This is a genomic window from Myxococcus sp. AM011, assembly GCF_013372595.1.
In the GTDB taxonomy this organism is placed as follows: Bacteria; Myxococcota; Myxococcia; order Myxococcales; family Myxococcaceae; genus Myxococcus; species Myxococcus eversor.
The window spans coordinates 1-26,196 of the sequence record NZ_JABXEM010000157.1; the positions used below are offsets into that span (position 1 = coordinate 1).

A 26,196-nucleotide genomic window follows, 5' to 3' on the forward strand; every position below is an offset into this window, starting at 1 on the left:
GCCTCGCTGCGCTTCATCGCGGACCGGGGCGGGATGGTGGGCATCATCTTCGCCCCCGTTTATCTAGGGGGTGACGCGGTGGATGACGTGGTCCGCCACATCGAACACGCGGTGGACGTCATGGGCGAGGAGGGCGTGGGCCTGGGTTCGGATTACGACGGAATGGTGCCGCTGCCACGGGGGATGAAGGACGTCACCGACTTGCACCTGCTCACCACGGCACTGCTGCGCCGACATCCAGAGTCCTGGGTGGAACGAGTCATGGGAGGAAATTTCCGGCGTTTCTTCCAGTCGACACTGGGTGGTTGACCGGCGGCGGTCCGCTCGAAATATTGGCCGCAAGCTCATGAACCGCTCTCTCTTCGTCCTTGTGTCCGTCGTTGGCTCCCTCCTCCTCTCCGGCTGCGGTGGCGCCAGCGCGGGAGACAGTTGTGATGAGGCGGGCACCTTTGTCTGTCAGGAGAATGTCCTCGCCCTGGAGTGCCGCTCCGGGACGTGGCGGGAGGTCCCCTGTCGCGGGCCGCTCGGTTGCCGCGAGTCCGACGAGGCCGTGCGGTGCGACACCTCCGGCAACGCCGCGGGGGATGCCTGCTCCTCCAGCTCCGAGGGCCGGGGGCTGTGCCGCCAGGATGGCAAGGCCGTGCTGGAGTGCCGCCAGGGGACCCTGGTGGAGACGGCGACGTGTGCCTCTTGCGAGGTCGACAACTCCGAGGTGACGTGCCAGCCGTGAGGCGCTGAGGGCGGGCGTCAGGACTCTTCGGGACAGGACGTGTGGTAGCGTCGGAGCCGCCGCTCGCGGGACTCCGATGCGACTTCCGATTCAAGCCTTTGGAGCCTGACACGCTGGTCGTTTCACTTCTCCCCGAGCGGCGCTCCTCTCTCCTGTCTGGAGGCAGTGCGCGCGATGGCCGTGGCCGCCGAAGTCCGCATCGAACAGGTCGCCCGCGAGGACCTGGTGATGTTCGTCAACGCGTGTTTCTCCTGCACGGGTCAGCGGGAGTTCTACGGTGACGCACGCGGGCAGTCGGTCTCCATCGAGTTCCTGCACCAGTACATCCTCGGCAACTACCGGCGGCTGTACCGGCGCACGCTCGCCGCGGGCATCAACCACTTCAACCAGGCGCAGATCATCCTCAACCTGCTCGCCGTCGGCAGTCCGGCGGACCCGGTGGAGCGCCAGGAGGAAGGCTCGCTCATCGCCGCCGCGCTGCGCGGTCTGCCGACGCAGCGGGCCTTCCGGGTGCTGGAGTCCTTGCGCTCGCGGCACATCAACAACCGCCGCGCCCGAGCCATTGCCCGCGAGTACCTGGCGGGGCGCTCGAATCTCCCCTTCGATGCGGTGAAGTACCGCGCCAAGCTGCGCGCGGCGGTGGTGCATGGCCACCTGAAGCTGGACGGTGAGCTGGGCCCGTTCCTCTTCCATGGCTGGAAGAAGCGCGTCTACACGCAGCCGTTGCTGGAGACGTTCCGCAAGGCCCACTTCGCCCAGGAGGCGCTCTACGAGCTGCCCTACACCGTGGCGGAGGGGTTGGCGCAAAAGCACGGCGTCCCCCGGGACGTGTTCCTCCAGCGAATCGAGCCCCGGCTCACCCAGGCGGAGCGGCTGCGCCTCCAGGAATCCGCCGCGCGCCACGGCGCCGTGGAGCCTCAGGTGGACCTGTCGCGCGCGCCGCTGACGAAGCTGGCCCTCTATGTCCTGTCGATGAAGGACGAGGTCCGCGAGGCGCGTCGGGACGAGCTGCACACCGCGCTGGAGCGTGCGTCCGCGCGGGTGCTGGCGCGGGCACCGGCCTCTCTCGGGCGTGTGGCGGCGGTGCTGGACAACAGCTACTCCTCGTCGGGCTCGCTGCAGAAGCGGCGGCGTCCACTGGGCGTGGCCCTGGCGTCGCACTATTTGCTGTCCGCCTCCGCGCGCGAGTACCGCGCCTTCTGGACGTGCCCCGTGGAGGAGCCGTTGCTTGTCACCGCGCGCGGGCAGACGGACCTCGCCACGCCGCTCCTGGACGCACTGGCGTGGGGCGCGGAGCTGGTGGTCATCGTCTCCGACGGCTACGACAATGACCCGCCCAAGGCCGTGGCGGAGCTGACGCGGGTGTTCCGCGAGCGGTTGGACCCGGGGCGCCGCACGGCGCTGGTGCACGTCAACCCCGTCTTCGACGCGGAGGAGTACTCGCCGCGCTCGTTTGGTGGCGCGGTGGCCACGGTGGGCGTGAGGGATGCGGAGGACGTGCCCACGGTGCTGGGCTTCGCGCGCTTCGCGGAGGGCACCGCGTCGCTGGCGGAGCTGGAGCGCTACCTCTCCGCGAGGGTGGTGTCCTGGCTGGAGCGGGACGCACACAGGATCGCCAGCGCGGCACCGGGAGTGTCCGTGAGTGTGGAGGAGGGCGAGGCATGACGGACACGCGACTCATTCAACGCCTGGAGCCGAAGGGCCTGCGGCTGGCGCCCTCGCAAGTCTTCGGCCGCATCCGCCTGGTGCCGGTGCTGCGGGACGAGGTGAAGGGAGACCTTCGCTTCGCGCGGAGGGACTACTCGGACGCGCCGCTGTCGGTGGTGGCCCTGGAGGGCGCGCCGACGAGCCGAGGGCTCAAGTACGGCTCCTATATTCCGCACGGCATGGTGGTGAGCTGGGGCAACCGACAGGCGGAGGCCGTCTACGGCACGCGCCTGCAGGCGCCCGAGGGCAAGAAGGTGAAGGTGGGCCCGTTCTCCGTGCGGCTGCTGCACAGGATGGTGCACCGAGAAGACCGCAACCAGTTGCGCATGCTGCCGCTGCACCTCGCCATGGAGGGCTTCCTGGCGCTGCATTTCGGCGGGCCGGATATCGCCTGGGCGGAGTATTCGCGGGAGGCCCTGTCCCACGGGCTGAGTCCGCGAGTCGAGGGCGTCGTACCCGGGTGGGCCAGCTCCGCGCTGGACGGCGCGCTGCGCACCTTCGAGGTCCACGAGCAGCAAGTGGGGTTGCTGTTGTTCAACGCGGATGAGCTGCTCTCCGCATTCGTCGTCGCGCATCCGGACGACTACCGGCTGCTGCACCGCACGCTGCTCGAAGACTTCTACGGGGACCTGCTGCTCCAGTACGGATATCTGCTGGAGGCCCCGGAGCTGGGCCTGTCCCTGGACGCGAAGCGCGTGTCCAGCGTGGAGGACCTTCGCACGGAGGTGGCGCGCATGCGCGCGGACTGGGCTGCCTTCCACGGCTTCATGGCGGGCGGGCTGTTCGGCGTGGAGGTGACGTCGCGCAAGGTCTACGAGGCCGGGCCCTTCCTGCTCCAGCACTTCCACACCAGCCTGGTTCCCTCGGAGGAGAACCACCTGGGCGAGGCCATCGTCGGCCCCGATGGCACCCTGGAGTACCTCAAGACCTACCGGCTCTCGGCCGCGCAGACGCGCAGGGCATATCTGCTGCAACAGCTCGCGGCGTCCTCGTGGAACATGGAGGACACCGCGGAGAGGCTCGGCTCCACCCGACAGGAACTGCTCCTCCGACTCCACAACGCGGGCTTCGGCTACCTGCTCAAGGACCATGTCCTGGAGGAGGCCCGGCGCTCGAAGGCGCGAGGCTCCTGAGCTTCAGCGCAGCGACGAGAGGAACGTGTCGAGCGCCGCGTTGACCTTCTCCGGCCGCTCCTGGTTGGACAGGTGCGCGGCGCCGGGGATGACCTCCAGCTTCGCTCCGGAGACGAGGTCCACCATCTGCTTCGCCTTCTCCAGCGGGGTGATGGCGTCGTGCTCGCCCACCACCACCAGCGCGGGTCCGGCATAGCGCGCCAGGATGTCCTTGCTGTCCGGGCGCAGCGCCATGCCTCGCTGAGCCGCGGCGATGCCCTCGCGAGAGGCCGTGCGAATCTGCGCCTCCACCACGCGCCCCACCGGCGAGTCCGGAGGCGAGGAGATGAGCTTGGGCATCAGCGCCTGGATGACGGCGTCGTGTCCCTTCTCCAGGGCCTCTTTCGCGGAGGCCTCCCGCTTCGCCTTGCCCGCGTCGTCATCGGCGGTGCACTGCGTGTCCATCAGCACGAGGCCCGCCACCCGGCCCGCGTCCTCGCGCAACAGGGCCATGGCCGCGTAGCCACCCATGGACACGCCGCCCACCACGGCCCGGTCGATGTTCAGCGCATCGAGCAGCCCCAGCGCGTCGCTCGCGATGCGGGACATCTCGGTGGGGCCTTCACCAATCTTGCTCTGACCGAAGCCCCGGATGTCCGGGACGATGAAGCGGTAGCGCCCGGACAGGGCCTTCACCTGGGCGTCGAACGCGTCGCCGTTGAGAGGGAAGGCGTGTAGCAACAGCACGGCCAGACCCTGGCCCACGTCGCGGTAGTGCAGCGGGATTCCATCCACGGTGACGGTCAGCATGCGTCCTCCAAGCGGGGCTCAGAGCCACTGCTTGTGCTTGAACCAGAAGAACAGGCCCACGGGCAGGGCGATGATCATCACCCACATGGCGATGTATGCCCCCCGACTCGACAGCGCATCGAAGTTCTGCCCGAAGAATCCGACGATGAACGACAGCGGCAGGAAGATGGTGGCGAAGATGGTGAGCTGCTTGGTGATGTCGTTCGTCTTGTTGGCCACCATGGACAGGTAGCCGTCCATGACGTTGCCCAGGATGTCGCGCCCGGCATCAATCTGCTCGTACAGGCGCACCAGGTGGTCATACACGTCGCGGAAGTAGAGGGTGGTGCGCTCGTCGACGTAGGGGATGCCTCGCCGCGCCATCAGCCCCACCACGTCCCGCTGCGGTGACAGCACCCGCCGTAGCTGCACCAGCATCCGCTTCATCTCGAAGATGCGCTGCAGGTGGGACTTCTCCGCCCGCTCGAAGATGGACACCTCCAGGTCCTCCAACTCGTCGCTGAAGGTGTCGAGGATGGGGAACTGCGCATCCACCAGTCCATCCGCCAGCAGGTAGAGGACGAAGTCCGTGCCGCGCCCGAGCGTCGAGTTCGGGTCCGAGCGGATGCGCTGCTGGACGGCCTCCAGTCCCGCGAAGGGCAGCTCGTGCACGGTGATGATCCACTCCTTCGCGAGGAAGAAGTGGTGCTCATGCAGCGTCAGCTCGCACACGTCCTTCCCGGCGGTGAACCCCTGGAGGACGATGAAGACATGGTTCGGGTACTCTTCCAGCTTGGGCCGCTGGTCCAGGTGGAGGCAGTCCTCGACGGCCAGCTTGTGGAGGCCGAAGCGCTCGGCCAGTCGTCCCATCACCGCCTCGTCGGGGTGGAGGACGTCAATCCACTTCCGGCCCTCCTCGGCGAGCAGTTCCTCACCCCCGGTGAAGAGGGTTCCGTCCTTCAGCAGACAGACCTGGATCATCCCGTAGCGCTCCCGGGCCTTGCGGCGCGGCCCCGGTCCGAGTGCTAGAACTCCCCCGCGCGGAAGTCGAGCGCTAGAGTGTGCCCCCCGTGTCCGCTGACGCCGATAACCCGCAGACCTCCCTGACCCCAAGGCTCGAGGAAATCCTTCAGGCCCACCCCGACCGCGTCTTCGCGGGCCGGCTGCGCAAGGTGTACGCCGCCGCCGCCCAGGCCATTGGCCGGCTGAGTGACATGGACCTGGTGAAGTACGAGACGCCGGTGGTGGACTCCAGCCCGGACCTCTCGCTCTGGGAGGAGATGGCGCCCGTCATCCGAGACACGGTGATGGACGTCAACGCCCTGTTGAACGTCATCCGCGAGCAGTTCCCCGCGCAGTCCTCGGAGGGGCTCGCGGACCTGATGCGGGAGATGGACGGCGCGCCTTCCAAGGACCCATCCGCGCTGCTCCGGGAGGCGATGTCGCAGCTTGCCCAGGGCGTGACCCAGCTCGGCGAGGCGATGCGCAACCCCTCCGTGGTGAGCGACAGGTGGACGCTGCTGGCGGAAATCCAGCGCTTCCGGGCGCGCTTCCGCGAGGAGGTCAGCAACCTCGTCTTCGAGACGGCGAGCACCTTCGGAGAAGTGACGCGGGCGCAGGTGGTGCCTGGGCACGAGGCGGAGGTGAAGGCGGCGGTGACGGTGCGCGCCATCACCGCGGACCTGGGCCGCATCCTCACGGCGCGGCACAACAAGGTTCGCGAGGCGGAGCCCGAGGACGTGCAGTGGAACGCTCAGCAGCTCCAGACCGAGATGGACGCCTTCGGCCGCACGGCCGCGTACCGGAACCTGCGCGCGCAGGACAAGCGCCACATCGTGGAGATGCGCGCGGAGGTAGGGCGGCTGGCGATCCTGCCCAACCCCGCCCGTGAGGACCTCATCAAGGTGGTGAGCGAGCTGGACGCGTTCGTCCGGGGCCTGTCCGCCGTGAATCAGCGCCAGGTGCTCATCATCCATGACCGCGAGGTGTGGGCCTCCTGCGGCGTGAAGCTGGAGCGGGCCTCGTCGCTGGTGGACTCGGACGCGCCCGTCTCCGCCCGTCTCCTGGCCGAGGCCGCCGCGAGCGCCCAGTCCCTCTACGGGCGGGCCTCCGACCTGGACGCGTTCCTGCGCAAGGTCCGCAAGCAGCCCCTGGCCCAGCTCACGGGCCCGGAGCTCGACGCCACCATCTCGGTCTTCCAGGGACTGTTGGCCCAGTTGGACGTGATGTGATGGCGGCGTCCAGCAAGGTGGAACCGCGCCCGCTGCGCGAGGCGGACCTGTCCCGTGTCGAGGGCGTCTTCACGGACGTGGATGGCACCCTCACCACCGGCCACAAGCTGCGCTCGGACACCGTGCGGGCCCTGGAGCGGTTGTCCGCGGCCGGGCTGCGCGTGGTGCTGGTGAGCGGCAGGCCGGCGGGGTGGGGCGAGGCGTGGGCGCGGCAGCTCCCGGTGGATGGCGTCATCGTGGAGAACGGCGGCCTGTTCTTCCTGCGAGGCAAGCGAGGGCTGCGCAAGGTGTACCTGGAGGCGCCGGCCGAGCGTGTGGCGAACCGGCGTCGGCTCGAGAAGGAAGTCGGGCGGGTGCTGAAACAGGTCCCCGGGGCGCGGCTGTCGGTGGACAGCGCGTACACGGAAGTGGACCTGGCCGTGGACTACAACGAGGAGGCCCGCCTGGGTGAGGCGGGGGCGGCGCGCATCGAGGCGCTGCTGCAGGCGCGCGGGGTGACGGCGGTGCGCTCGTCCGTGCACGTCAACTGCTGGCTCGGTCGCTTCGACAAGCTGACGGCGACGCGGCGCTTCGCGCGGGTGGCGTGGGGCGAGCGGCTGGAGCCTCGGGATGGCCGTTACGTGTATGTAGGGGATTCTTTCAACGACGCCCCGATGTTCCAGGCTTTCGAGCTGGGCGTGGGCGTGGCCAACGTGCGCGCGGTGTTGGACCGCATCGACGCGCCGCCGGCTTTCATTACAAGGGCAGCCGAGGGGAAGGGTTTCGAGGAGCTGGCTCGGGCCCTCCTCGCTCGGCGGGGCCGTGGGGCTCGTGAGGAGTGACACCGTGAATGTCGTGAAGCTGGAGCTGGCGCGGGGACTGGGGCGCCACCTGCGCGCGGGACACCCGTGGGTGTTTCGCAAGGCGCTGGAGCACATCCCGAGGATCCCCGCCGGCAGCGTGGTGGACCTGACGGAGAACGGGAAGTTCGTCGCGCGGGGGTACTACGACCCTCACTCCGCCATCGCGGTGCGGGTGCTGACGCGTGACTCGCGGGACACGGTGGACTCGGGCTTCATCACCCGACGCGTGCGGCGCGCGCTGGCCGAGCGCCAGTCCCTCATCGACCTGACGGACACGGACAGCTACCGCCTGATTCACGGCGAGGGCGACGGGCTGCCGGGCGTGGTGGTGGACCTCTACGCGGGCTGGGCCGTGATGAAGCTGTATTCGGCGGGCCTGACGCCGTATCGCCCGCTCATCGTCGAGGCGCTCAAGGCCGGCATCCCTGGCCTCAAGGGCATCGTCGGTCGCGATGAAGTGGCGCGGGACGACGTGGAGGAGGACGAGGGCCGAGGCTCGGGGCGCATGCTGTACGGGCCCGACGCGCCGGAGCAGATCGCCATCCGCGAGCGCGGCGTCACCTTCATGGTGGACGTGTGGCGCGGCCAGAAGACGGGATTCTTCCTGGACCAGCGGGAGAACCGTCACCTCATCCGTCGACTGGCCAAGGGCCGGGACGTGCTCAACTGCTTCAGCTTCAGCGGCGGCTTCTCCGTCAACGCGGCGTTGGGCGGGGCGAACACGGTGTTCTCCGTGGACATCGACCCGGAGGCCATCGCCCTGGCGCGCGAGAACTTCACCCGCAACGGGCTGCCCGCGGAGAAGCATGACTTCCTCGCGGCGGACGTGTTCACGGTCATCCAGTCCTTCAAGGACGAGGGCCGCACGTTCGACCTCATCATCCTGGACCCGCCGGCCTTCGCGAAGAGCCAGCGCGCGGTGCAGGCGGCCCTGGATGGGTACGCGTCCCTGAATCGGCAGGCGCTGAACCTCCTGCGGCCCGGAGGCCTGTTGGCCACGGCGTCGTGCTCGGCGCGTGTGACTCCCGAGGACTTCATCGGCGCGGTGCGCGAGGCGGGCTTCAAGGCCGGCGTCGACCTGGCACTCGTCGAGGAGCGCTACCAGCCTCCGGACCACCCGGTGCGGTTGCAGTTCCCCGAGGGCAAGTACCTCAAGTTCTACGTGCTTCAGGCGGTGTAGCGCCGCCGCTCTCGTGGGCCCGGGATTCCGCCCGGGCCCGCGTGCGAGGGCAGGCGCTTGTCAGGTCCCGAAGACGCGCGAGGCCACGCGGTCCAACACCGTGGTACCCCAGTCGAGGCTGGCCTTCATGAGCCGCTCCATCTCCTTCGTGAACTCGGCGCTCGAGGGTATCTGGGCGTAGTTCCGGCTCAGGAAGAGGCTCTTGTTCTCCGTCTCGAAGTCCACCGTGCCGCCGCCCGTGTCGGCGCCTTCCTGGGCTTCCTTCTGGAAGCCGTCGATGACACCCGGCTTGGGGTCTTCACGGAAGCGGTAGACGAGCGCGCTGCACTCCAGCACCTGCGTGTCCGCGTGGTGCTCGAAGTAGAGCTGCGCGCTGCCCACCATGGTGCCTCCCAGGCCGTTCTCGTTGAGGCCCTCGCTCATCCCGGCGCCCTGCGTCTGCAGGTACCAGCGGACCAGCGCTCGCGCGGCCTCGCGAGTCATGGGGCCGCCCGGAGGCGGCGGGGGCTTGGCGAGGCCGATGGTGGCCAGCAGCCACTGGAGATGGCGGGAGAACGCGAGGGCCATGTCAGGGGGACGGAGTCGGGATGACCTTCGAGGCGACGCGCTCGAACACGGTGTCACCCCAGACGAGGCTCGCCGCCATCAGCTTGCTCAGCTCGGAGGCGAACACCAGGTCGATGGGGCGCGTCGTGTACGTGCGACTGAGAAAGAGGCTCTTGCTCTCCGACTCGAAGTCGACCGTGCCGCCGCCCGTGTCCGTGCCGGCCTTCTGCTCGTCGCGGAAGCCGTCGAGGACGCCGGGGCGGGGCGCGTCGCGGAAGCGGTAGATGAGGGCGCTGCACTTCAGCTCGCCCGAATCGGTCGAGTGCTCGAAGTACACCTGCGCCTCGCCGACCACGGCTCCGCCGAGCCCCTTCTGATTGAGACCGGGGCTCAGGGGAGCGCCCTGAGCCGTCAGGTACGACTGCACCAGTTGAGTTGCCTCGTCACGCGTCATGGCTGTCTATCTACCACGACTGACGGGAGGCTCTCAGAACTGGCCGGCCCGGGCCTGCTCGAAGGGCACGCGGTGGTTGAGGTACGTGTCGGTCAGCGAGTGGGCACCGGAGAAGACGGTGTCCTCGGAGAAGTAGTGCACCTGCGCGCCCTTGCCCGCATGGCGGAGCAGGTCACCAGGCGTCCACCCCTTGCTGCCCAGACCGAAGAGGGTGGGGACCGCGTCGCGGTTGTTGACGTAGTGCACGTAGTTGGGGCCGTCCGGGTAGGTGCCGGCCGCCGCGCCGAACGTCTCGACGTTCAGCTTGCTCATCGTCTGCTGGACCTGCGCCGGGGACATCCCATCTTCGATGCGCAGCCGGCGCGCCACGTCGGACAGCGCGCGCGAGGTGATGAGGCCGCCCTGGCTGTAGCCCACCAGGTGCACGTCCCGGCCCGCCTTCAGCTCGCCGTAGATGGTGTCAGCCAGGGTGTCCACGGCGGGGTTGGTGCCCTTGTCCATCTTGTCCTTCACGCACTGAAGGATGTCGGAGATGGTGCCCTCGGTGGCGTTGTGGATGCCGATGGCGCGCATGCCCGTCCGGTCCGCCAGCGCCTGCAGCTCCCCGCCCTGCTTGTCCTTATCGGTGCGGATGCCGTTGGTGTAGATGACCGTGGCCGTCGCGTTCGGGTTGTTGCGAGGCGTGACGGCGGGGATGTCCTTGAGCGGCGTGCCGGGCTCGAACGTCTGGCCATTCGCGCCCACCAGCTTGCCGTCGTAGACCTTGTCCTTCGAGCCGGCCGGAGCGGTGAACACCTTCGCGACGGAGGCGGTGTTCGCCGCCTTGCTGTCGAAGCCGTCAACGACCGCGTTCGTGCGCTGCGCCGTCGGCTGCACCGCGGGCGTCGCCGCCGTGTTCGTTTCAGCCGTGCGCGCGACGTTCGTCCGAGGGGTGGTGCCGACGAGGGTACGGCCGCGCTCGATGGTGCTCATGGGGGGAGGCTCCAGCGGTCAAAAATGGGGGATGGAAGAAAAGTCCTTGCCCCATTGTCCCAGGAACCCGTCTGAAGTTGCGCACAAACGCGGTAATTCGCTTCAAACGCTGAATTCCGACGCGCCGTGTCAAAGCTCTCCGGAGAGGTATCGGCTCGGCGAGAGCCCTCCTAAGGTGTGGGTGACATGGTCCAGAAAGGTCAGTTCCTGGAGCGCTCCACCCTGGTTCCGGTGGGCTCGGTGGTGATGGAGGGCACGGCGCATCGCGGCAAGCGCGCGCCCCCGTTGCTCATCATCCCGCCGAGACCGGACGAGGGTGGGGGGATGGATCACGTCATCGCGGCGGAGCTGGCCTGGGCGGCGGCGAGCGCGGGCTTCCCCACGCTGCGGTTCAACCACCGGGGTGTGGGCGCGAGTCAGGGGCCACGGGGCAAGGACCTGGCGCTGCTCGAGGACGCCGAGGCGGCCATGCGGGTGCTGCTGGAGACCGCGGGGACGAGCGCCCTGGCGGTGGCGGCGCTCCACGGAGGAGCCCAGGTGGCCCTGGCGCTCCAGGCGAGGTTCCCGGCCGTGGGCGGGCTGTGCCTCGTGGCGCCGGCGGACGTGGATGCCTCGGTGCTGGGGCGGGTGACCTGCCCGTTGTTGGTGGTCCAAGGGGAAGAGGACCAGCGGATGCCCCGGGCGGCGGTGTCGGCGGCGGTGGCGCGGGCCGGAGGGGACTTCGAGGTCATCGACGACGCGGGGGCGACGTTCCAGCGCAACCTGCCGCAGGTGGGACGGGCGGTGTCCACCTGGCTCCAGCGGCTCTCCGGCGGATGACCGATGCGCTGCAACCCAGCGGACTTCTTCACATTTCTTCAGCCTCCCGCACTTGCACGCCGGGAGAGCGGACGTACAGACTGTCTGTGCAGACCCAATCGTTTCGCCGTTCGTTCGTAGGGTCTTCCGGAAGCGTGCCTCGTTCCTCAAGGAGTAGCCCGATGCGGATGGTGCGATGGACCCTGGGTGGCGCCGCGCTGGCCCTGGCCGTGACGGTAGCCCCTGCGTGCAAGTCCGCGGAGAGCGACGCCGAGCGTCCGCCCGCGCCTCCCGCCTCGCTCGACAACCTGGCTGACGACGTGGACGTCGTTCCCCACGCCATCCTCGTGGACTTCAAGGACGGCACCACGAAGGCCGAGTTCGACGCCTGGGAGGCTGACTGGGGCGTGGACCTGGAGCTCAACTCCGTGGAGAGCGCCGACGAGGCCCTCACCCTGGCGGTGGGCGTGGACGACGTGCAGGGCGTGCTGGAGCGCATCCGCCAGCACCCCAGCGTCGAGGCCGCCGAGCCGCTGATGGAGGTCCGCGCCAGCTACACTCCGAATGATCCGGAGTACACGCGGCAGTGGAACCTGAAGATGATCGACATGCCCAAGGCGTGGGAGCGCAGCCGGGGCAAGGGCGTGGTGGTGGCGGTGCTCGACACCGGCATCGCCTACGAGGACCACGACGACTTCAAGCAGGTGCCGGACCTGAAGGGCGTGAAGTTCGTTCCCGGCTACGACTTCGTGAACGACGACGAGCACGCCAACGACGACCACGGGCACGGCACGCACGTGGCGGGCACCATCGCCCAGGCCACCAACAACGGTGAGGGTGTCGCGGGCGTGGCCTTCGAGGCGACGCTGATGCCGGTGAAGGTGCTCAACCACTTCGGTGGCGGCACCACGGCGGACATCGCGGACGCCATCCGCTTCGCGGCGGACAAGGGCGCCAACGTCATCAACATGTCGCTGGGTGGTGGCGGCTACTCGCAGGTGATGGCCAACGCGGTGGAGTACGCGCGCAAGAAGGGCGTCACCGTGGTCGCCGCGGCCGGCAATGGCGGTCGCGCGCGCGTCGAGTTCCCCGCGGCGTATCCCGGCGCGGTGGCGGTGTCGGCGGTGGGGCCGGATGGCTCGCTCGCGCCGTACTCCTCTTACGGCAAGGAGTTGGATATCTCGGCGCCCGGCGGTGACAAGCGCAAGGGCGACGAGGGCGGCATCCTCCAGAACACCATCGACCCGAGAGATCCGTCGCGCTCCGTCTACGCCTCGTACCAGGGCACCAGCATGGCCACGCCGCACGTGGCCGCGGTGGCCGCGATGCTGTACGCGGCGGGCGCGAAGACTCCGGACGCGGTGGAGAAGGCGCTGTATGCCGGCGCGGCGAAGGTCGCGGACCAGGCGTGGACCGAGCAGTACGGCCACGGTCTGCTCAACGCGGAGGCGTCGCTCGCGTCGCTGGGCGGCGGGATGTCGCGTTGGCCGCCGCTGTACTGGGCGCTGGGCCTCTTGGCCTTCGTGCTGTTGACCCTGCGCGGCCGTGAGCGCCCGGGCTACCTCAACGCGCTGCTGCGTCCGGCCTTCTTGGTGCCGCTGCTCCTGTCCACCGTGGGCGTGTACTTCGTGCGCACGTGGTTCGTGAGCTCCTCGGACGTGGCGGGGAACGTGGTGGAGATGGCATCGCTGCCCATCCCCGACTGGGAGCGCATCATCTTCGGCCGGGGGCGCACGGTGAGCCCGCTGTTCTACAGCGCGCTCATCCCCGTGCTGCTGTCGCTGCCGGCCATCGGCTGGAAGGGCCTGCGTCCCGCGGTGGGCGGACTCGCGCTGGGCTTCGCGGGTTTCCTGGCGTACTCGGCCTGGGCCGGTGCGCCCGCGCTGTCGTGGATGCCCTTCACCTTCCTGGCGAAGCCGTGGCTGGGCTTCAACACCGTCCTCTGCATTGTCGTCGCCCGGGCCATGCTGAAGAAGGAGGACGCGCCTTGAAGCTCTCCGGGCGCGTGGTCTTCCAGGACGTGGAGACAGGCGTCTGGGTGCTGGAAGGTGATGACGGCACCACCTACCAGCTCGCCGGCGGCGACCGGAAGATCAAGAAGGACGGCCAGCGCATCGAGGCCGAGGGCGACGTGGACCGCGACGTGCTCACCAGCTCCATGGTGGGCCCCGTGTTCAACGTCAGCTCGTATCGCTTCGTCTGAGGTTGGAAGGGGAGCGGCCCCACGCGCCCGTCAGGGCTGCTTGGGGCCCCCCGCCGCCTTGTGGGCGCTGACCTGACGCAGCCGCTCCTCGTGGTACGCCTCCATGGGGGCATCGCCTCGGCGAGCGGCGGACCGCAGCTCCTCCAGTGCCTCCCGCTCGGCTTGCAGCCCGGGCTCCGCGTCCTTCTTGAGCGGAGTCAGGGGATTGGCCACGTCGAAGAGGTTGAGGGAGATGCCTCGCCTGTCCACGACGCCCAGGAGGACCAGGGACACCGTGGCCGCCGTCACCCAGGGCAACAGCAGCTTCGGGAGGGACGGGACGGGCCGCGTCTCCCGCGCGCTCTCGTCGCTGTGGGGCACACCCGCGCCCCACACGGAGGCATGGTGGCGCGCGAACGTCATCAACCCGAGCAGCCCCATCCAGCCCAGCCCCGCCAGCGAGAGCACGGCCAGGGGCGAGGTGTCCGTGTCCGTCGCCTCCTGGTCCATCGCCTTGGCCGCGAGGAACAGCACGGAGGACACCAGGTTGTTGGCCGCATGCGCGCCGATACCGGGCCACAGCGAGCCGGTGCGCAGGTAGAGCCAGCCGAACAGCAGGCCCAGCTCCACGCGCGCCACGAAGCCCACCGGGTCCAGGTGGAACGCGCTGAACACGACGGCGGAAATCACCAGGGCCTTCACGGGTGACGCCGGAGGGCGCGGCGTCATGCCCCGCTGGAAGACGCCTCGGAAGAACAGCTCTTCACAGAAGGGCGCGGCCACCGTCACGCCCGCGAGGATGACGGCCAGCTCCACTGGCGTCTGCTGGTCGAAGAGGCGCGAGCCGTCGAACATCTCCGTCAGCCACTCGGGCGCGAGCTTTTGCGCGACGAACTGGATGGGCACCACCAGCGCGAAGAAGTTGGCCACGCCCAGGAGGAAGCCGAAGAGGGTGGGCAGGCCTGGCAGGGGCGTCAGCCCGGTGTAGAGCGCGGGCTTCCACCCGCTCAGGCGCGGCAGCAGCCAGCCCAGGGCCAGGAAGATGAACAGCTCGGTGAACCAGATGCCGAAGGCCGCGTTGAGGAACTGGACCGAGCCCCCCACCAGGATGAACAGCACCAGCGCCAACGCCGCCCCCGCCAGCGCGAGCCTCCGCGGACTCCCCGGCTCAGGGGGCCCTGGAGGAGGCGGCTCGGAGGGCCCCGTCGGCTCATGAGGCCGGGCGTCGCTGGGAGCGGAATCTTCCAATTTGACGTCTCCTTGGAGCGAAAAGCTGAACTGTCCGTACTTCAACTTCTCTATACTGGTTGCACCTTGACGTCCTTCATCCTGGCTCGAACGGCGCAGCGGACGTGGTGGAAGCTCGCACAACCCCTGGGTGTGCTGTGTGCCCTGGGCGTGGGGCTGGGAGCGGCGACGTCGCACGCGTCGGCGTTCCTGGTGGAAGCGCGAACCGAGGCGCAGGCGTACCAGATTCGTGCGTGGCGTGGCAGCACACCGGATGACCCGGTGCTGCTTCCCCGGCGGCGAATCGTCCAATACCTGGGACTCAACGCCTTCGAGCTCGCCACCGGGCAGGACCTGGGCTTCGAGTCCAACCTGCGCATCTGGGCGGACTTCGGATTGCCCAAGGGCGAGGCCGAGCGCGTCGACGGCCTGAAGTCCGAAGACGCAGAGCTGTTGCATGCGTACGTGCGCTACGCGAAGGGCGGCTTCGAGGGGCGCCTGGGCCGGCAGCTCTACACGGACGTCTCGGACATCCTCGCGTTCGACGGCGTGCGCGCGCGCTACATGACCCGCCTGGGGTTGGGCGCGGAGGTGTACGGCGGGCTGTGGGTGAAGGGCACCAGCTTCCTGGGCTCGTCCGTGTACCAGTTGGAGGGGACGCGGGAGAGCGATGAGCGGCGCCTGAGGGAGGGCGTGGTGGGCGCGGACCCGACGCTCGATGCCATTGAGCCCCTCATCGGCGCGAAGCTGTTGATGGAGGACGTGAAGGGCTTCAACGCGGCGGTGGGCTACCGCAAGGCGTTGTCGGACGGGAAGACGAACCTGGAGCGCGCCACGGTGGAGGCGCGCTACGGCCGAGGCCTGGGACTGAACGCGCTGGCGGGCGTGGACTACGACGTGCTGCAGGGCAAGGTGGCCCAGGTGCGCACGCAACTGCGCTGGGATGACACGCGCTTCTCGGCGACGGCCGAGCTGATGCGGCTGTCGCCCGTGCTGTCCGCGGACTCCATCTGGTACTACTTCGCGTGGGCGCCCCGGGACGAGGCGCGGCTGCGAGTGGACCTGTTCACCCCTGGCGCGCTGCGCTTCTACGTGCAGGGCCTGGGCAGCAAGTACAACGAGAACGTCAACCCGGACCTCGCGATTGCCGCCTTCGTGGACGGCGAGGGCGCTCCCGAGTCCACCAGTGTTGGTGGCTCCGCGGGCGCGGCGTATCGCTCGGGGGCCTTCCGCTCCGCGCTGGATGTGACGTACCGCACGGGCTTCGGTGGAGATCAACTCTGGGGGGACCTCACGGGCGGCTACTCGTTCGACCGGGACCGGTTCACCCTGGACGCACGGGTGTCCTTCGCTCGCATCTTCGACAGCTTCAACGCGCGCCTGGGGGGCAACTTCTATGGCGCCCAGGTGTGGGCCAGTCGGGCGCTGACGCGCGCGACGCGGCTCTCGCTGGTGGTGGAGCAGAACTTCAACCCGTTTACCGACTCGGACACGAAGGGCTTCCTGCTCTTCGACCTGAAGGCGAGCCTGTAGATGCTGCCGCACCGCCAGAACCGAAACGCGCTGCTCGCCCTGGCCGCGCTCGCCACCATGGTGGGCGCCGGCGTCGCCTGGGCCGCCACGGCTCGCGAGCGCAGCCTCGCCGTGTATCCCGCGCAGCACGTGCCCCTGCGCTTCGACCACGCGCAGCACCTGGAGGCCGGGGCCGAGTGCGCCACGTGCCACGACGCGGCCCGCGCCAGCCAGTCTCCCAAGGACGTCAACCTCCCCGGGCACGAGGAGTGCGAGACGTGCCACGACATCGAGGCGGGGCGGAAGGGCAAGCCCACGGACCCGAAGTCGAGCTGCAACACCTGTCACCCGGGCTTCGACGCCACGGTGCGCAAGGAGCCCGCGAAGCTGTCCATGCCCGCGGCGAATCTCCACTTCAGCCACCAGCAGCACGTGGACAAGAAGGTGGAGTGCTCGGTGTGCCACGGCGAGATGACGGACGTGAAGCTCGCCACGCGCAACCAGCTCCCGAAGATGGCCACGTGCTTCAAGTGCCACGACGGCAACGTGGCCTCCAACACCTGCGCCACGTGTCACCCCACGGAGCCCACGGGGCGGCTGAAGCTCGTGTTCGACTCGGGCCTGCTGCGCCCCATGCAGGGCAACCCGTTGGGCCTGGACCACGGGCCGCGCTACGAGTTCAACCACGGCGCTCGCGCGCAGTCGGACCGGATGACGTGCATGCAGTGCCACAGCGAGAGCTACTGCCAGACGTGCCACGACGGCATGCAGAAGCCGCTGTCCATCCACCCGAACGACTACATCACGCTGCACCCGGTGCAGGCGCGCGCGGGCTCTCCCCGCTGCGAGAGCTGTCACCGGGCGCAGTCCTTCTGCGCCGCGTGCCACGAGCGGGTGGGCGTGGGCATGGACGCGGACAAGTCGCTGCGTCCGCGCAACCAGAAGGTGCATCCGGACTACGCGGCGTGGGTGGAGCTGCCCGGTCCCCAGCACCACGGAATCGCCGCATCAAGGGATTTGACGAGCTGCATCTCCTGCCACCGCGAGGAGTCCTGCACGAGCTGCCACTCCGAGCTGTCGACCCGGCGGCAGATCAACCCGCACCCGGCGGGCTTCGCGCAGTCGTGCAAGAAGCTGGCGTCCGCGAATGACCGGGCCTGCCTCAAGTGCCACTCGTCGGAGAGCCTGGCGCAGAAGGGGTGCCGGTGATGCGCGCACGACAGTCTTTCGTGAAGGGCACGCTGCTGGCGGCCCTGGCCGTGACGACGTCCTTGTCGGGATGTCTGGAGCCAGGGGAGGCCATCTACGAGCGACGCGACACGGTGCCGCCCAGGGTCATCTCCACGGACCCGGGTGGTGGCGGAGTGCTGGCGACGGGCGGGACGCTGCGCATCACCTTCTCCGAGTCGATGGACGTGCGCAGCCTTCGCCCGGGCATCGCCGTGTTCGCCGGGCGCGACGAAGTCCCGCTCACCATCCTCGCTCCGGAGGTGCCGGAGCTGGACCAGAACGTGGGGCGGGGCGACATCGAGTACACCGTGGAGGCCATGGCCGCCGAGGGCTCCACGCTGTCTCCGAACACGCAGTACACGCTGGTGCTGCGTGACGTCCTCACCGACTTCGAGGGCAACCCGCTGGCCACCGAGGTGCGGGTGGTCTTCCGCACCGCGCCGTGAGCCGGGAGCGCCTGGCTACAGCCGCGTGAAGTCGAAGTCCTGCGACACGGCCTTGCCGTTCTCGTCGCCTTCGATGCGCGCGGTGAGGCGGTCCGCGGAGGGGCGCTGGTAGAAGATGCGCTTGGGGTGGTCGTGCTGGGGGTTCTCGAAGAGCACGCCGGTGCTGTTGCAGCGCACCAGCTTGAAGTCCGTGCCCGGGCGGCCCATGGGCTGGGCCACGAAATAGAGCCCGTCGGCGCGCGCTTCGATGCGCATGTACTCGAAGAACACCGTCTTGTTGCGGACGATGGCGCGGCTCACGCCGAAGAGCGTGCCGCCGTCCGCATGCGTCCAGTGCTCCTCCAGCGCGCTGCCGGGCTTGTCCTGGCGCCAGCCTCCGGACATCCAGGCGAGGTCGTGGATGGAGGTTCCGCAGGTGCGCGAGGGCGTGTCGCGCTCGGGAGGGGACGACTTGCAGCCGAGGCCGAGGAGCGGAGCGCCACAGAGCGCGAGGACGAGGAGGGAAGGGCGGACGAGCATGCCCTCCATCCTCACACGCCTCGCTGACAGGCCGCACCGTCGATGGCGACAGTGCGGCCCGTGGGCGCGGCGTTTCAGCGCTTGAGGTACTCGCGGATGTCGTCGGCGAGCTGCCGGCGAGCCTCCGCGTCCGTGGCCTGCGGCCCCAGCTTGAGCTTCTTGTCCTCTTCGACGAGGAGCTTCTGGTCCTGCAGGTAGGTCACCGCGTTCTCCAGCGTCACCTTGGCCAGGGACTCGGCGGCGGTGATGCGGCCGGCGTGGTACTCCGCGCGGCCCGTCTCCAGGGCGAGGCGGATGAAGGCCTTGCGGTCCTCCGCGACGCCGGTGGCCACATCGTTGAGCGTCATCGCGGCCAGGAGGTATGCCTCCAGGTAGTCGCGCAGCAGGTCGGCCAGGAACTCCAGCTCCGGCCGGGCATGGGGCTCCGGGGCCACGCGCAGGGACTCGCCCTCGTTGATGACCAGGCCCATGCGGACCAGGCGCTCCACCGTCTCCGCGAAGATGGTGTCGAACGTCGTGTTCACCCGGTAGATGAACTCGACCTTGAAGAGGCGCGACAGGAAGAGGGCGCGAGCCTTCACCGCGTCGTAGGGCGCGGGCGAGCCGGCGGCCAGGATGGCGTTGGCCACGAGGCTCCGCGCCGAGACCAGATTCATCAGCGTGTTCTTGTAGAAGGACATCTCCGGGCGGCGGTTGTCCTCCACCTGGTAGATGACGTCGCCCTTCGCCTCCTGCGTGCGCACCATCTCGTCGTCGATGAAGGTGCGCATCGCGTCCTGGATGGGGCCCATCGTCTCCGGGTTGCTGGGGGCATTGCCCAGCTCGCGAGACTGGGGCGCGCCATCTTCCTGTGCGATGCGGCGCAGGATGCTGATGCGGTCCGCCAGCTCCCGCTGCGTCAGGCCCCGGCGCCGGTGGGCCAGCAGGGACGTGCTCACCAGGGCATGCGGCGTCACGGTGGACACCTTGCTGATGCCGTACATGACGCGGTTGCCGAGCGCGCGGACCAGGCCCTTCTTCTGCTCGTCCGTCACCGGCTCGTCGGGGTTGAGGCCGCGCTCCTTCATGAACTCCATGAGGGAGATGGGCTCATCGAAGCCCAGGTGGATTCGGCCGTAGCGCGCCGCGAGCACCTTGGGCGTGCTCAACAGGGCCTTGAGGTCCTCGGGCTTCTTCTCTCCACCCGCCAGCTCCTTCGAATAGCTCCCCGACTCGACGACCTTCTCGTAGTCGATGGCCACCGGCACGAAGAGCAAGTCGTTGCGCGCGCCCTCGAGCACCGACTCCACCTGCCACGTGAACATGCCCAGCTTGGGTGACAGCAGCTTGCCGGTGCGCGAGCGACCACCCTCGGGGAAGAACTCCTGGTGGATGCCGTCGTGCACCAGCTTGCGCACGTACGCCTTGAAGGCCGCGGCGTAGACCTTGTCGCCCTTGAACGACCTGCGCAGGAAGAAGGCGCCGCAGCGGCGGAAGATGCTGCCCAGGGGCCAGAAGGACAGGTTGGCGCCCGCGGCGACCAGGGGCACCGCGTAGCCACGGTTCCAGAGCACCCAGCTCATCACCAGGTAGTCCACGTGGCTCTTGTGACTGGGGCACAGGACGATGGGCGCGCGCGTCGCGGCCTTGAGCGCGCGATGCAGGCCCGCTTCGTCGACGTGCATGCCGTCGTAGATGCGGTTGAACACCCACTCCAGCACGGGCGCCACGAAGGCCAGCGTCGTGGGGCTGGGCTTCGCGGCGATGGCCTCCAGGTTGCGGCGGGCCTCGCGCAGCACGCTCTCCTGCTTGCGCCCGGACTCGGCGGCCTGCTCGTCCACCACCTTGCGAAGCTGCCTGTCGCGCAGCGTCTCATCGATGACGCGCTCGGCGGGCTTGGCCGGAGGGCCGAACACCGCGCGAGTCTCCCGCGCCAGGTGCACATGCAGCGTGCTGCGCACCTTGCGCGCGAGGACCTCGACGGAGTCCTTCGGGTTCTGCTCGGCGAAGGCCCGCAGGTCGATGGGCTCTCCCACGCGGAACTGGGCGCGCTTGTAGTTGCGGAAGAACGCCAGCATCGAGTGCAGGAAGCCCGGCGCCTCGGGGCTGCCGAACACCATGTCCACCCAGTTGGGCTTGAGCCGGGCGCTGCGCTTCTCCCAGACGAACAGCTCCGGCACCAGGTACACCGGCCGGTCCGACTTGCGCGCCAGCTCCACCAGCGCGGGGAAGGGGTCCTCGTGGGTCTCCTTCCCTGACGCGTGCATGAGCGCGGTGCGGCGCAGGAAGACCAGTCCGCTGCCCCCGTTCTGCTGCGCGTACTCGAAGCGCTCGTGGAACGCGCCGGACTGCTTCGTCTGGCGCCACGGCTTGGTGAACCACGGGCGCAGGTTGGACACCGCGCGGATGGGCGGCAGCGTCCTGCGCACCATGGCCCAGGTCAGATAGAGGAAGTTCACCCAGGCCGTGGAGCGCATGACGTGCACCACGAAACCCTTGGCGTGCAGGTTGCGCAGCTCGTCCTCGGCCTCGGGCGGGAAGTGCACGCTCTCCAGGTAGCGCGCACCCAATGCCCGGCCCATCGGGCCGAACTCGGCCTTCAGCAAGGACTCTCCCTGATTCGCAGACGGCGACAGCGCGGTTTCCAAGGCAGCCCCCGGGGCTACATGTTCTCGGGCGTTGGAATGCCCAGAAGTGTCAGACCCGCCGCGAGAGTAACCCGGGCCGCGTCCGTGAGGGCGAGTCGTGCTGAACGCAGCGCGTCATCGTTCTCGACGAGGATGCGCTTGTCCCGCTCCTGATTGCCCAGCGTGTAGTAGCGACTGAGGGCCGCGGCCACGTCGAGCAGCAGGCGCGCCACGAGGCTCGGCTCATACTGCTCGGCCGCGTCCTTGACGACCTCGGGCAGCCGCATGATTTCGCGCACCAGGGCCTGCTCCTCGGGGAGCGTCAGCAGGCTCGCGTCGTAGCTGGCCGGAGCGCCGCCGCCCTTGCGCAGGACGTTGACGACGCGCGCGTGGGCGTACTGGAGGTACGGGCCCGTGTGGCCCTCGAAGCTGAGCACCTCGTCCCAGTCGAAGGTGTAGTCGCTGGCGCGCTTGTGCTTGAGGTCGCCGAAGGCGATGGCGCCCAGGCCGATCTGCTCGGCGAGCTGGTCCGGGTCATTCGACTGGAGCCTGCCGGCCTCCTGGTTCTCCTTCACCTTGACGGAGGCGCGCTCCTTGGCCTCGTCGAGCACGTCGTTGAGCTGCACCACCTGGCCCTTGCGTGTGCTCATGCCGTGGATGCGGCCGAAGGCCACGTGCACGCAGCGGTCCGCCCACGGCTGGCCCATCTCGCTCAGCGTGCGGAATATCTGGCGGAAGTGCAGCGCCTGGTCCTGCGCGACGACGTAGAGCGACTTGTCGAAGTGGAACCGCTCGTAGCGGTCCTCGGCGGCGGCCAGGTCTCGCGTGGCGTAGAGCGTGCTGCCATCGTTCTTCTTGAGGAGGATGGGCGGCTCGTTCTCCGCATAGGGCAGGTCGACGATGAGCGCGCCCTGCGACTCCTTCACGCCGGGCTTTTTCGCGATCTGCTCGATGACCGCGTCCATCTTCCCCTGGTAGCGGCTCTCGCCCTCGATGTGCTCGAACTCGATGCCCATCCGCGCGTAGATGGTCTTGAAGCCGCGGATGCTCGTCTCGCGGAACTGGCTCCACACCTTGAGGGCCTCGGCGTCACCGGCCTCCATGCGACGGAAGAAGTCGCGGGCCTTCGCGTCGAACTCGGGCTCGGCTTCGGCGCGCTTGTTCGCCTTGACGTAGACCTCCACCAGGTGGCCCATGTCGTCGATGCGCGCGGGGTCTCCGTACTCCTGGAAGCCCACGGCCACGAGGCCGAACTGCTTGCCCCAGTCGCCCAGGTAGTTGATGCCCTCCACCCGCCAGCCGAGCGCCCGGTAGATGTTGGCGATGCAGTGGCCCAGGAACGTGGTGCGGATGTGGTGGAAGGCAATCGGCTTGGCGATGTTCGGCGACGAGTAGTCGATGGTCACCGTCTTGCCGCGTCCCGCATCCGCGTCACCGCCGTAGGCCAGGCCCGCTGAGCGCGCGCTGTCGAGCACCTCCGCGGTGAAGGGCATGAGGGTGAAGCGGGCATTCACGTAGGGGCCCACCGCCTTGATTTCGAGCCCCGGCACGCTGAGCGTCTGGGCGAGTCCGGCGGCGATGGCGGGAGGCGCCTTCTTCTGGGCCTTGGCGAGAGGGAAGGTGGCGAAGCTCAAGTCACCATGCGTGGCTTCCGCGGGCTTGACCTGGGGTTCGATGTCGGCAGCCGGCATGCCCAGGGCGTTGGCGAGGGCCTGGGCGAATGCGGCGCGGTGGCGGGAATAGACGGAGGAGCTCATGGGACGGCGCGGATACTAGCCAAGCAGAGGTGGCTTACGGCCACCTCTTGTTCGTTCCGCGGTCCATTCTTCCCGCTAGGGGACTGCTGGAGCCCGGCGGCTGGGCCGCACCACCGCCGCCACCGTGTCCAGGAGCTTGGGCAACTGGAGCGGCTTCTCGAAGAAGCCGTCAATGCGCTCCAGGCCCTGTCCCGACGTGAGGGAGGCCACCTCGCTGGCACCTGAGATGATGTACACGACGATGTCCGCCAGCGACTCGTTGCCACGGATGAAGCGGAGCACCGACTGCCCGTCTTCTTCGCTCAGCCGCAGGTCCAGCAGCACCATGGCTGGTCGGATGTGCGAGAGGATGGAGCGCGCCTCGGAGGCTCCCGAGGTGGCCATCACCCGGTAGCCCTCCTGCTCCAGCACCTGCTGCAGCACCTCGCGGCAGTCCGCATCGTCCTCCACGAGCAGGATGCCGCCCGCCTTGGGGGCCGCCTGGTTCAGGTCAGGCGAGTTCACCGCCCCGGCGAACATGGGCAGCACCATCTCGAAGGTGCTTCCTTCACCCAGCACGCTCTTGGCCTCCACCCGGCCGCCGTGCAGCGCGACAATCTTTCCCACCAGGGGGATTCCGAGCCCCGCGCCCGGAGGCCGAGGTACGCCCGGCTGCGCCCGATAGAAGGCATCGAAGACGTGCTCCAGCGCCTCGGCGGACATGCCCGGCCCGCTGTCCTTCACCGTGAGGGTGGCGAGTCCATCCTCGGTGGAGACGCTGACCTCGACGCTGTCGTCGGCCTCGCTGTGGTGGATGCCGTTCTCCACGAGGTTGTGGATGGCCTCGGCGATGCGCTCGCGGTCTCCTCGGACGAAGACCTCGGGGCAGGGCGGAATGGTGACCTGGACCTTGCCGTGCTCGGCGAGGACGCCCAGCGAGCGGACCACTTCCTCAGCCACGGCCTTGAGGCCGAAGGGGCGCTGGTTGAGCTGCATCTTCCCGGACTGGAGGCGGGACATGAGCAGCAGGTCATTCACCATGCGCAGCATGCGGTCGGAGTTGCGGTCACAGATCTGCACCGCGCGGCGCTGGGAGTCGGTGAGGGGCCCCAGTTTCTCGCGTCCCATCATCGCCAGATAGGACTTGATGGTGGTGAGCGGGTTCTTCAGGTCATGCGAGACGTTGCCGAGCAGCTCCTCGCGGTTCTGCTCCAGGCTCTTGAGGCCGGCGATGGCCGTCTGGAGGTCCTTGTTCCTGCGGGCGCTGTCGTCGCGGAGGCGGGCCACCTCGTACGCGGCGGCGAGCTGCGCGGCCAGGGACTGAATCACGGTGTCGGAGACGGTGCGGCGAGCGCCCAGGACGACGAGGACGCCGGTGACGCCGTGGGGGCTCTCGAGTGGCACGGCGAGCGTGTCCGCCTCGTGCAGCAGCTTCTTCTCGGAGAAGGCGCGTCCCACCACGCCCTCGCCCGGGACGGCGGCGACGACGCGGCTGTCGTAGCGCCCGCGCACGTGCTCGACGTGGAGCTGCTCCCGGGAAGGGAAGTAGCGGGCCACGTAACAGACCTTGGGTTTGAGCAGCGCGTGGAGCGTCTGGAGGTGGGACCGCAGCGCCTCGGTGGGGCCGGCGTTGTCGGTGAGGTGCCGCGCCATCTCCAGGAGGGCGCGTGCGGTGGCGTCGGAGTCCGCGGGAGGAGGCGGCTTCACGGCGCGACGGGTGGACTTCTTCGAGGTGTTGGGGCGCAGCGGCACGACTTCTGCCAGGGCCCCTTTCTTCTTCGAGCGCACGGGAGAATCCTGCTTCAAGTTCCGAGCGCCTGGGAACGGCCCTGGTGTGCAGGGCCATCCGGAGGACAGTGGCCGTGTCGGCTGCCCGACAGGACAGCCCGGCTCAGGTCTTGCGCTGGATGCGGCCGTCCTTGTCCACGACGAACGGTTCCACCAGCAGGGGCTCCACCTGGGTCCGGTGGCTCGCCACGCTGAAGCCCGCGTCCGCCAGGGCGGCAATCGCGGAGGTCTGCACCCGGCGGGCCGTCTCGTCGGCGGTCAGCAGCTTGAGCATGGGCTCGCGCGCCGGCTCGTACTTGAAGGAGGCGAGCGCCTTGAGGGCGGCGATCTTCACGTCGTCCGACATGTCCTCGAGGAAGGGGAGCACGGCGGGAGGCACGCGCGCGTCCTCGCGGCCGGTGATGTGGTGGAGGAGGACGACCTTCTTCTCCGGGTTCTTCGTGTACGTGGTGGACAGGTGCTGGAGCGCGTTGACGCAGGCTCCAGTGACGTCCTCCTCGCTGAGCAGCTCGCCCAGCAGTCGCAGGGCCCAGGACGTGGCCTGCTCCGTCTTGCTGAGGAACTCGACGATGGGCGGGACGGCGGCGTCCTTGCCGAAGGCCTTCACCAGCTCGAAGGTGTGCTCCTTCTCGTCCGCGTCCGTGGTGAGCGGGTCCACGGTGATGGTGAAGCGTGCGAGCAGGACGGAGACGGCCTCGGGGAACTTCATCTCCCCCAGCTCCTGGATGGCCTTCTGCCGTGTGGCCGGGTCACCGTACTTCTGGGTGACCTTGGGCTTGAGCTTGAGGGCTTTCTCGGGCCCCGAACCGCCCGTGAAGATGTCGAAGAGGCCCATGTGCGCGTGTGCTCCGTTTCCTGCGGCGACGTGTGAAGAAGGTAGAGGGGCCGTCTATGACGGGGCGGCGCCCAGGACAAGAGCCAACGCCATCACAGCGTCAGCTCGCGACGTACATCCTCGCGGTAGGCCTTGGACAGGGCCTCCGCGGCGGCCCGCGTCTCCGGGGTGTCGGCATCCGGCACCTTGACCTGGAGGTGGAGGTACAGGTCCCCGGCGGCTCCGCCCTTGAGGGACGGTACTCCGCGCCCCTTGAGGCGCATCTGCCGGGCGGTCTGTGAGCCTGGAGGAACCTTGACGGTGACCTCGCCCTGGAAGGTGGGGACGCGCACCTCCGCGCCGAACATCGCCTCGGAGACCGTCACGGGAAGGTCCAGGTGCAGGTCATCCCCCTCTCGACGGACCAGGGGGTGCTCCATCACCTCGGTCTCGATGAAGAGGTCGCCGGGAGGGCCGCCACGCAGGCCGGGAGCCCCCTGGCCCGCCAGCCGCACCTTGGAGCCCGTCTGCACGCCGGCGGGAATCTTCACCGTCAGGCGGCTCGTCTCGTCCGGGCCCGTGCCACCGCGATTCGGCCGCGTCACCGACAGGGCGCGCTCGGCGCCGGTGACGGCCTCTCCCAGCGTGACGCGGACCTGGGTGGACAAGTCGTTGCCCCGCTCGGGGCCCATGGGCGGGCGGCGACGGCCCCGGCCGCCGAACACCTCGTTCGGGTCGAAGCCTCCCGGGCCCGCCCCCGTCTCTTATACACATC

At 68.9% G+C, this 26,196-nt stretch carries 24 protein-coding genes and 1 pseudogene; 13 read left to right on the forward strand and 12 right to left on the reverse strand.

The window, feature by feature from the left end; translation table 11 throughout:
• From HUW62_RS28720 to HUW62_RS28735, 4 genes are all read left to right on the forward strand, one after another.
• Positions 1 to 309 (forward strand): membrane dipeptidase (locus HUW62_RS28720; protein ID WP_176436213.1); only part of this gene is annotated, 309 nt, incomplete at its 5' end.
• A 37-nt stretch (positions 310 to 346) separates the two neighbouring features.
• A complete protein-coding gene (locus HUW62_RS28725) occupies positions 347 to 730 on the forward strand; it encodes a hypothetical protein (RefSeq protein ID WP_163870539.1) in 384 nt (127 codons plus the stop codon).
• A 174-nt stretch (positions 731 to 904) separates the two neighbouring features.
• Complete coding sequence (locus HUW62_RS28730; protein WP_163870538.1) at positions 905 to 2,395, forward strand: hypothetical protein; 1,491 nt, start codon at positions 905 to 907, stop codon at positions 2,393 to 2,395.
• On the forward strand, positions 2,392 to 3,570 hold the full coding sequence (locus HUW62_RS28735; RefSeq protein WP_176436214.1) for a hypothetical protein: 1,179 nt from the start codon (positions 2,392 to 2,394) through the stop codon (positions 3,568 to 3,570). The genes HUW62_RS28730 and HUW62_RS28735 overlap by 4 nt, the downstream gene beginning before the upstream one ends.
• A gap of 3 nt (positions 3,571 to 3,573) precedes the next feature.
• Here the strand turns inward: HUW62_RS28735 and HUW62_RS28740 are convergent, their stop codons facing one another.
• Together HUW62_RS28740 and corA are read right to left on the reverse strand one after the other, a co-directional pair.
• Positions 3,574 to 4,359, reverse strand: a complete 786-nt coding sequence (locus HUW62_RS28740) for an alpha/beta fold hydrolase (RefSeq protein WP_163870536.1) — start codon at positions 4,357 to 4,359, stop codon at positions 3,574 to 3,576.
• An 18-nt stretch (positions 4,360 to 4,377) separates the two neighbouring features.
• On the reverse strand, positions 4,378 to 5,319 hold the full coding sequence (gene corA / locus HUW62_RS28745; protein WP_163870535.1) for a magnesium/cobalt transporter CorA: 942 nt from the start codon (positions 5,317 to 5,319) through the stop codon (positions 4,378 to 4,380).
• Between the two features lie 80 nt (positions 5,320 to 5,399).
• On the opposite strand from corA, the gene HUW62_RS28750 reads away from it, so the two are divergent.
• From HUW62_RS28750 to HUW62_RS28760, 3 genes are read left to right on the forward strand one after another with little or no spacing between them, the layout of a single operon-like run.
• Positions 5,400 to 6,569, forward strand: coding sequence for a hypothetical protein (locus HUW62_RS28750; RefSeq protein WP_163870534.1), 1,170 nt, complete (start codon positions 5,400 to 5,402; stop codon positions 6,567 to 6,569).
• Positions 6,569 to 7,390, forward strand: a complete 822-nt coding sequence (locus HUW62_RS28755; RefSeq protein ID WP_163870533.1) for an HAD-IIB family hydrolase — start codon at positions 6,569 to 6,571, stop codon at positions 7,388 to 7,390. The genes HUW62_RS28750 and HUW62_RS28755 overlap by 1 nt, the downstream gene beginning before the upstream one ends.
• Positions 7,391 to 7,394: 4 nt before the next feature.
• A complete protein-coding gene (locus HUW62_RS28760; RefSeq protein WP_163870532.1) occupies positions 7,395 to 8,591 on the forward strand; it encodes a class I SAM-dependent rRNA methyltransferase in 1,197 nt (398 codons plus the stop codon).
• A gap of 60 nt (positions 8,592 to 8,651) precedes the next feature.
• Here HUW62_RS28760 and HUW62_RS28765 read toward each other — a convergent pair whose 3' ends face one another.
• The 3 genes from HUW62_RS28765 to HUW62_RS28775 form a co-directional block, all read right to left on the reverse strand.
• Positions 8,652 to 9,074 carry a hypothetical protein gene (locus HUW62_RS28765; protein WP_176436220.1) on the reverse strand — a complete coding sequence of 141 codons (423 nt, stop codon included), beginning with the start codon at positions 9,072 to 9,074 and terminating at the stop codon, positions 8,652 to 8,654.
• An 85-nt stretch (positions 9,075 to 9,159) separates the two neighbouring features.
• The gene (locus HUW62_RS28770) at positions 9,160 to 9,591 is read right to left on the reverse strand and encodes a hypothetical protein (protein WP_176436215.1); all 432 of its coding nucleotides are present in this window, start codon (positions 9,589 to 9,591) and stop codon (positions 9,160 to 9,162) included.
• Positions 9,592 to 9,624: 33 nt separating this feature from the next.
• The gene (locus tag HUW62_RS28775) at positions 9,625 to 10,563 is read right to left on the reverse strand and encodes a hypothetical protein (protein ID WP_163870530.1); all 939 of its coding nucleotides are present in this window, start codon (positions 10,561 to 10,563) and stop codon (positions 9,625 to 9,627) included.
• A 186-nt stretch (positions 10,564 to 10,749) separates the two neighbouring features.
• On the opposite strand from HUW62_RS28775, the gene HUW62_RS49685 reads away from it, so the two are divergent.
• From HUW62_RS49685 to HUW62_RS28790, 3 genes are all read left to right on the forward strand, one after another.
• Positions 10,750 to 11,382 (forward strand): alpha/beta hydrolase, encoded by a 633-nt coding sequence (locus HUW62_RS49685; RefSeq protein ID WP_176436216.1) that lies wholly within the window; start codon positions 10,750 to 10,752, stop codon positions 11,380 to 11,382.
• A gap of 161 nt (positions 11,383 to 11,543) precedes the next feature.
• Positions 11,544 to 13,352 (forward strand): S8 family serine peptidase, encoded by a 1,809-nt coding sequence (locus tag HUW62_RS28785; protein ID WP_176436217.1) that lies wholly within the window; start codon positions 11,544 to 11,546, stop codon positions 13,350 to 13,352.
• Positions 13,349 to 13,564: a DUF5818 domain-containing protein gene (locus HUW62_RS28790; protein WP_176436218.1), complete on the forward strand. Its 216-nt coding sequence runs from the start codon at positions 13,349 to 13,351 to the stop codon at positions 13,562 to 13,564. The genes HUW62_RS28785 and HUW62_RS28790 overlap by 4 nt, the downstream gene beginning before the upstream one ends.
• Before the next feature lie 30 nt (positions 13,565 to 13,594).
• Here the strand turns inward: HUW62_RS28790 and HUW62_RS28795 are convergent, their stop codons facing one another.
• Entirely contained in the window at positions 13,595 to 14,791 is a 1,197-nt protein-coding gene (locus HUW62_RS28795; protein WP_255203692.1) for a type II CAAX endopeptidase family protein, read from the reverse strand.
• A gap of 66 nt (positions 14,792 to 14,857) precedes the next feature.
• On the opposite strand from HUW62_RS28795, the gene HUW62_RS28800 reads away from it, so the two are divergent.
• Genes HUW62_RS28800 through HUW62_RS28810 form a run of 3 tightly spaced genes read left to right on the forward strand, consistent with a single transcriptional unit; the run spans position 14,858 to position 17,958 of the window.
• Positions 14,858 to 16,303 (forward strand): hypothetical protein, encoded by a 1,446-nt coding sequence (locus HUW62_RS28800; RefSeq protein WP_255203693.1) that lies wholly within the window; start codon positions 14,858 to 14,860, stop codon positions 16,301 to 16,303.
• On the forward strand, positions 16,304 to 17,491 hold the full coding sequence (locus tag HUW62_RS28805; RefSeq protein WP_163870526.1) for a cytochrome c3 family protein: 1,188 nt from the start codon (positions 16,304 to 16,306) through the stop codon (positions 17,489 to 17,491). It abuts the gene before it with no gap.
• A complete protein-coding gene (locus HUW62_RS28810; protein ID WP_163870525.1) occupies positions 17,491 to 17,958 on the forward strand; it encodes an Ig-like domain-containing protein in 468 nt (155 codons plus the stop codon). The genes HUW62_RS28805 and HUW62_RS28810 overlap by 1 nt, the downstream gene beginning before the upstream one ends.
• A gap of 15 nt (positions 17,959 to 17,973) precedes the next feature.
• Here the strand turns inward: HUW62_RS28810 and HUW62_RS28815 are convergent, their stop codons facing one another.
• The 6 genes and pseudogenes from HUW62_RS28815 to HUW62_RS28840 all read right to left on the reverse strand — a co-directional run.
• Positions 17,974 to 18,477, reverse strand: coding sequence for a DUF6265 family protein (locus HUW62_RS28815; protein ID WP_163870524.1), 504 nt, complete (start codon positions 18,475 to 18,477; stop codon positions 17,974 to 17,976).
• A gap of 74 nt (positions 18,478 to 18,551) precedes the next feature.
• Complete coding sequence (locus tag HUW62_RS28820) at positions 18,552 to 21,104, reverse strand: 1-acyl-sn-glycerol-3-phosphate acyltransferase (protein WP_163870523.1); 2,553 nt, start codon at positions 21,102 to 21,104, stop codon at positions 18,552 to 18,554.
• Between the two features lie 14 nt (positions 21,105 to 21,118).
• On the reverse strand, positions 21,119 to 22,840 hold the full coding sequence (gene argS / locus HUW62_RS28825) for an arginine--tRNA ligase (protein WP_176436219.1): 1,722 nt from the start codon (positions 22,838 to 22,840) through the stop codon (positions 21,119 to 21,121).
• Between the two features lie 75 nt (positions 22,841 to 22,915).
• Positions 22,916 to 24,607: a hybrid sensor histidine kinase/response regulator gene (locus HUW62_RS28830; protein ID WP_163870521.1), complete on the reverse strand. Its 1,692-nt coding sequence runs from the start codon at positions 24,605 to 24,607 to the stop codon at positions 22,916 to 22,918.
• A 103-nt stretch (positions 24,608 to 24,710) separates the two neighbouring features.
• The gene (locus tag HUW62_RS28835) at positions 24,711 to 25,442 is read right to left on the reverse strand and encodes a HEAT repeat domain-containing protein (protein ID WP_163870520.1); all 732 of its coding nucleotides are present in this window, start codon (positions 25,440 to 25,442) and stop codon (positions 24,711 to 24,713) included.
• 92 nt (positions 25,443 to 25,534) lie between these two features.
• Positions 25,535 to 26,170 (reverse strand): annotated as a pseudogene (locus HUW62_RS28840) (J domain-containing protein); the annotation flags it as partial.
• Positions 26,171 to 26,196 lie beyond the last annotated feature (26 nt).

Coding starts and splice junctions, on each gene's coding strand:
- HUW62_RS28740 (WP_163870536.1), bottom strand. CDS start 4,359: ATGCTGACCGTCACCGTGGATGGAATCCCGCTGCACTACCGCGACGTG.
- HUW62_RS28725 (WP_163870539.1), top strand. CDS start 347: ATGAACCGCTCTCTCTTCGTCCTTGTGTCCGTCGTTGGCTCCCTCCTC.
- HUW62_RS28785 (WP_176436217.1), top strand. CDS start 11,544: ATGCGGATGGTGCGATGGACCCTGGGTGGCGCCGCGCTGGCCCTGGCC.
- HUW62_RS28755 (WP_163870533.1), top strand. CDS start 6,569: ATGGCGGCGTCCAGCAAGGTGGAACCGCGCCCGCTGCGCGAGGCGGAC.
- argS (WP_176436219.1), bottom strand. CDS start 22,840: ATGAGCTCCTCCGTCTATTCCCGCCACCGCGCCGCATTCGCCCAGGCC.
- HUW62_RS28735 (WP_176436214.1), top strand. CDS start 2,392: ATGACGGACACGCGACTCATTCAACGCCTGGAGCCGAAGGGCCTGCGG.
- HUW62_RS28775 (WP_163870530.1), bottom strand. CDS start 10,563: ATGAGCACCATCGAGCGCGGCCGTACCCTCGTCGGCACCACCCCTCGG.
- HUW62_RS28815 (WP_163870524.1), bottom strand. CDS start 18,477: ATGCTCGTCCGCCCTTCCCTCCTCGTCCTCGCGCTCTGTGGCGCTCCG.
- HUW62_RS28730 (WP_163870538.1), top strand. CDS start 905: ATGGCCGTGGCCGCCGAAGTCCGCATCGAACAGGTCGCCCGCGAGGAC.
- corA (WP_163870535.1), bottom strand. CDS start 5,319: ATGATCCAGGTCTGTCTGCTGAAGGACGGAACCCTCTTCACCGGGGGT.
- HUW62_RS28765 (WP_176436220.1), bottom strand. CDS start 9,074: ATGACTCGCGAGGCCGCGCGAGCGCTGGTCCGCTGGTACCTGCAGACG.
- HUW62_RS28810 (WP_163870525.1), top strand. CDS start 17,491: ATGCGCGCACGACAGTCTTTCGTGAAGGGCACGCTGCTGGCGGCCCTG.
- HUW62_RS28835 (WP_163870520.1), bottom strand. CDS start 25,442: ATGGGCCTCTTCGACATCTTCACGGGCGGTTCGGGGCCCGAGAAAGCC.
- HUW62_RS49685 (WP_176436216.1), top strand. CDS start 10,750: ATGGTCCAGAAAGGTCAGTTCCTGGAGCGCTCCACCCTGGTTCCGGTG.
- HUW62_RS28805 (WP_163870526.1), top strand. CDS start 16,304: ATGCTGCCGCACCGCCAGAACCGAAACGCGCTGCTCGCCCTGGCCGCG.
- HUW62_RS28770 (WP_176436215.1), bottom strand. CDS start 9,591: ATGACGCGTGACGAGGCAACTCAACTGGTGCAGTCGTACCTGACGGCT.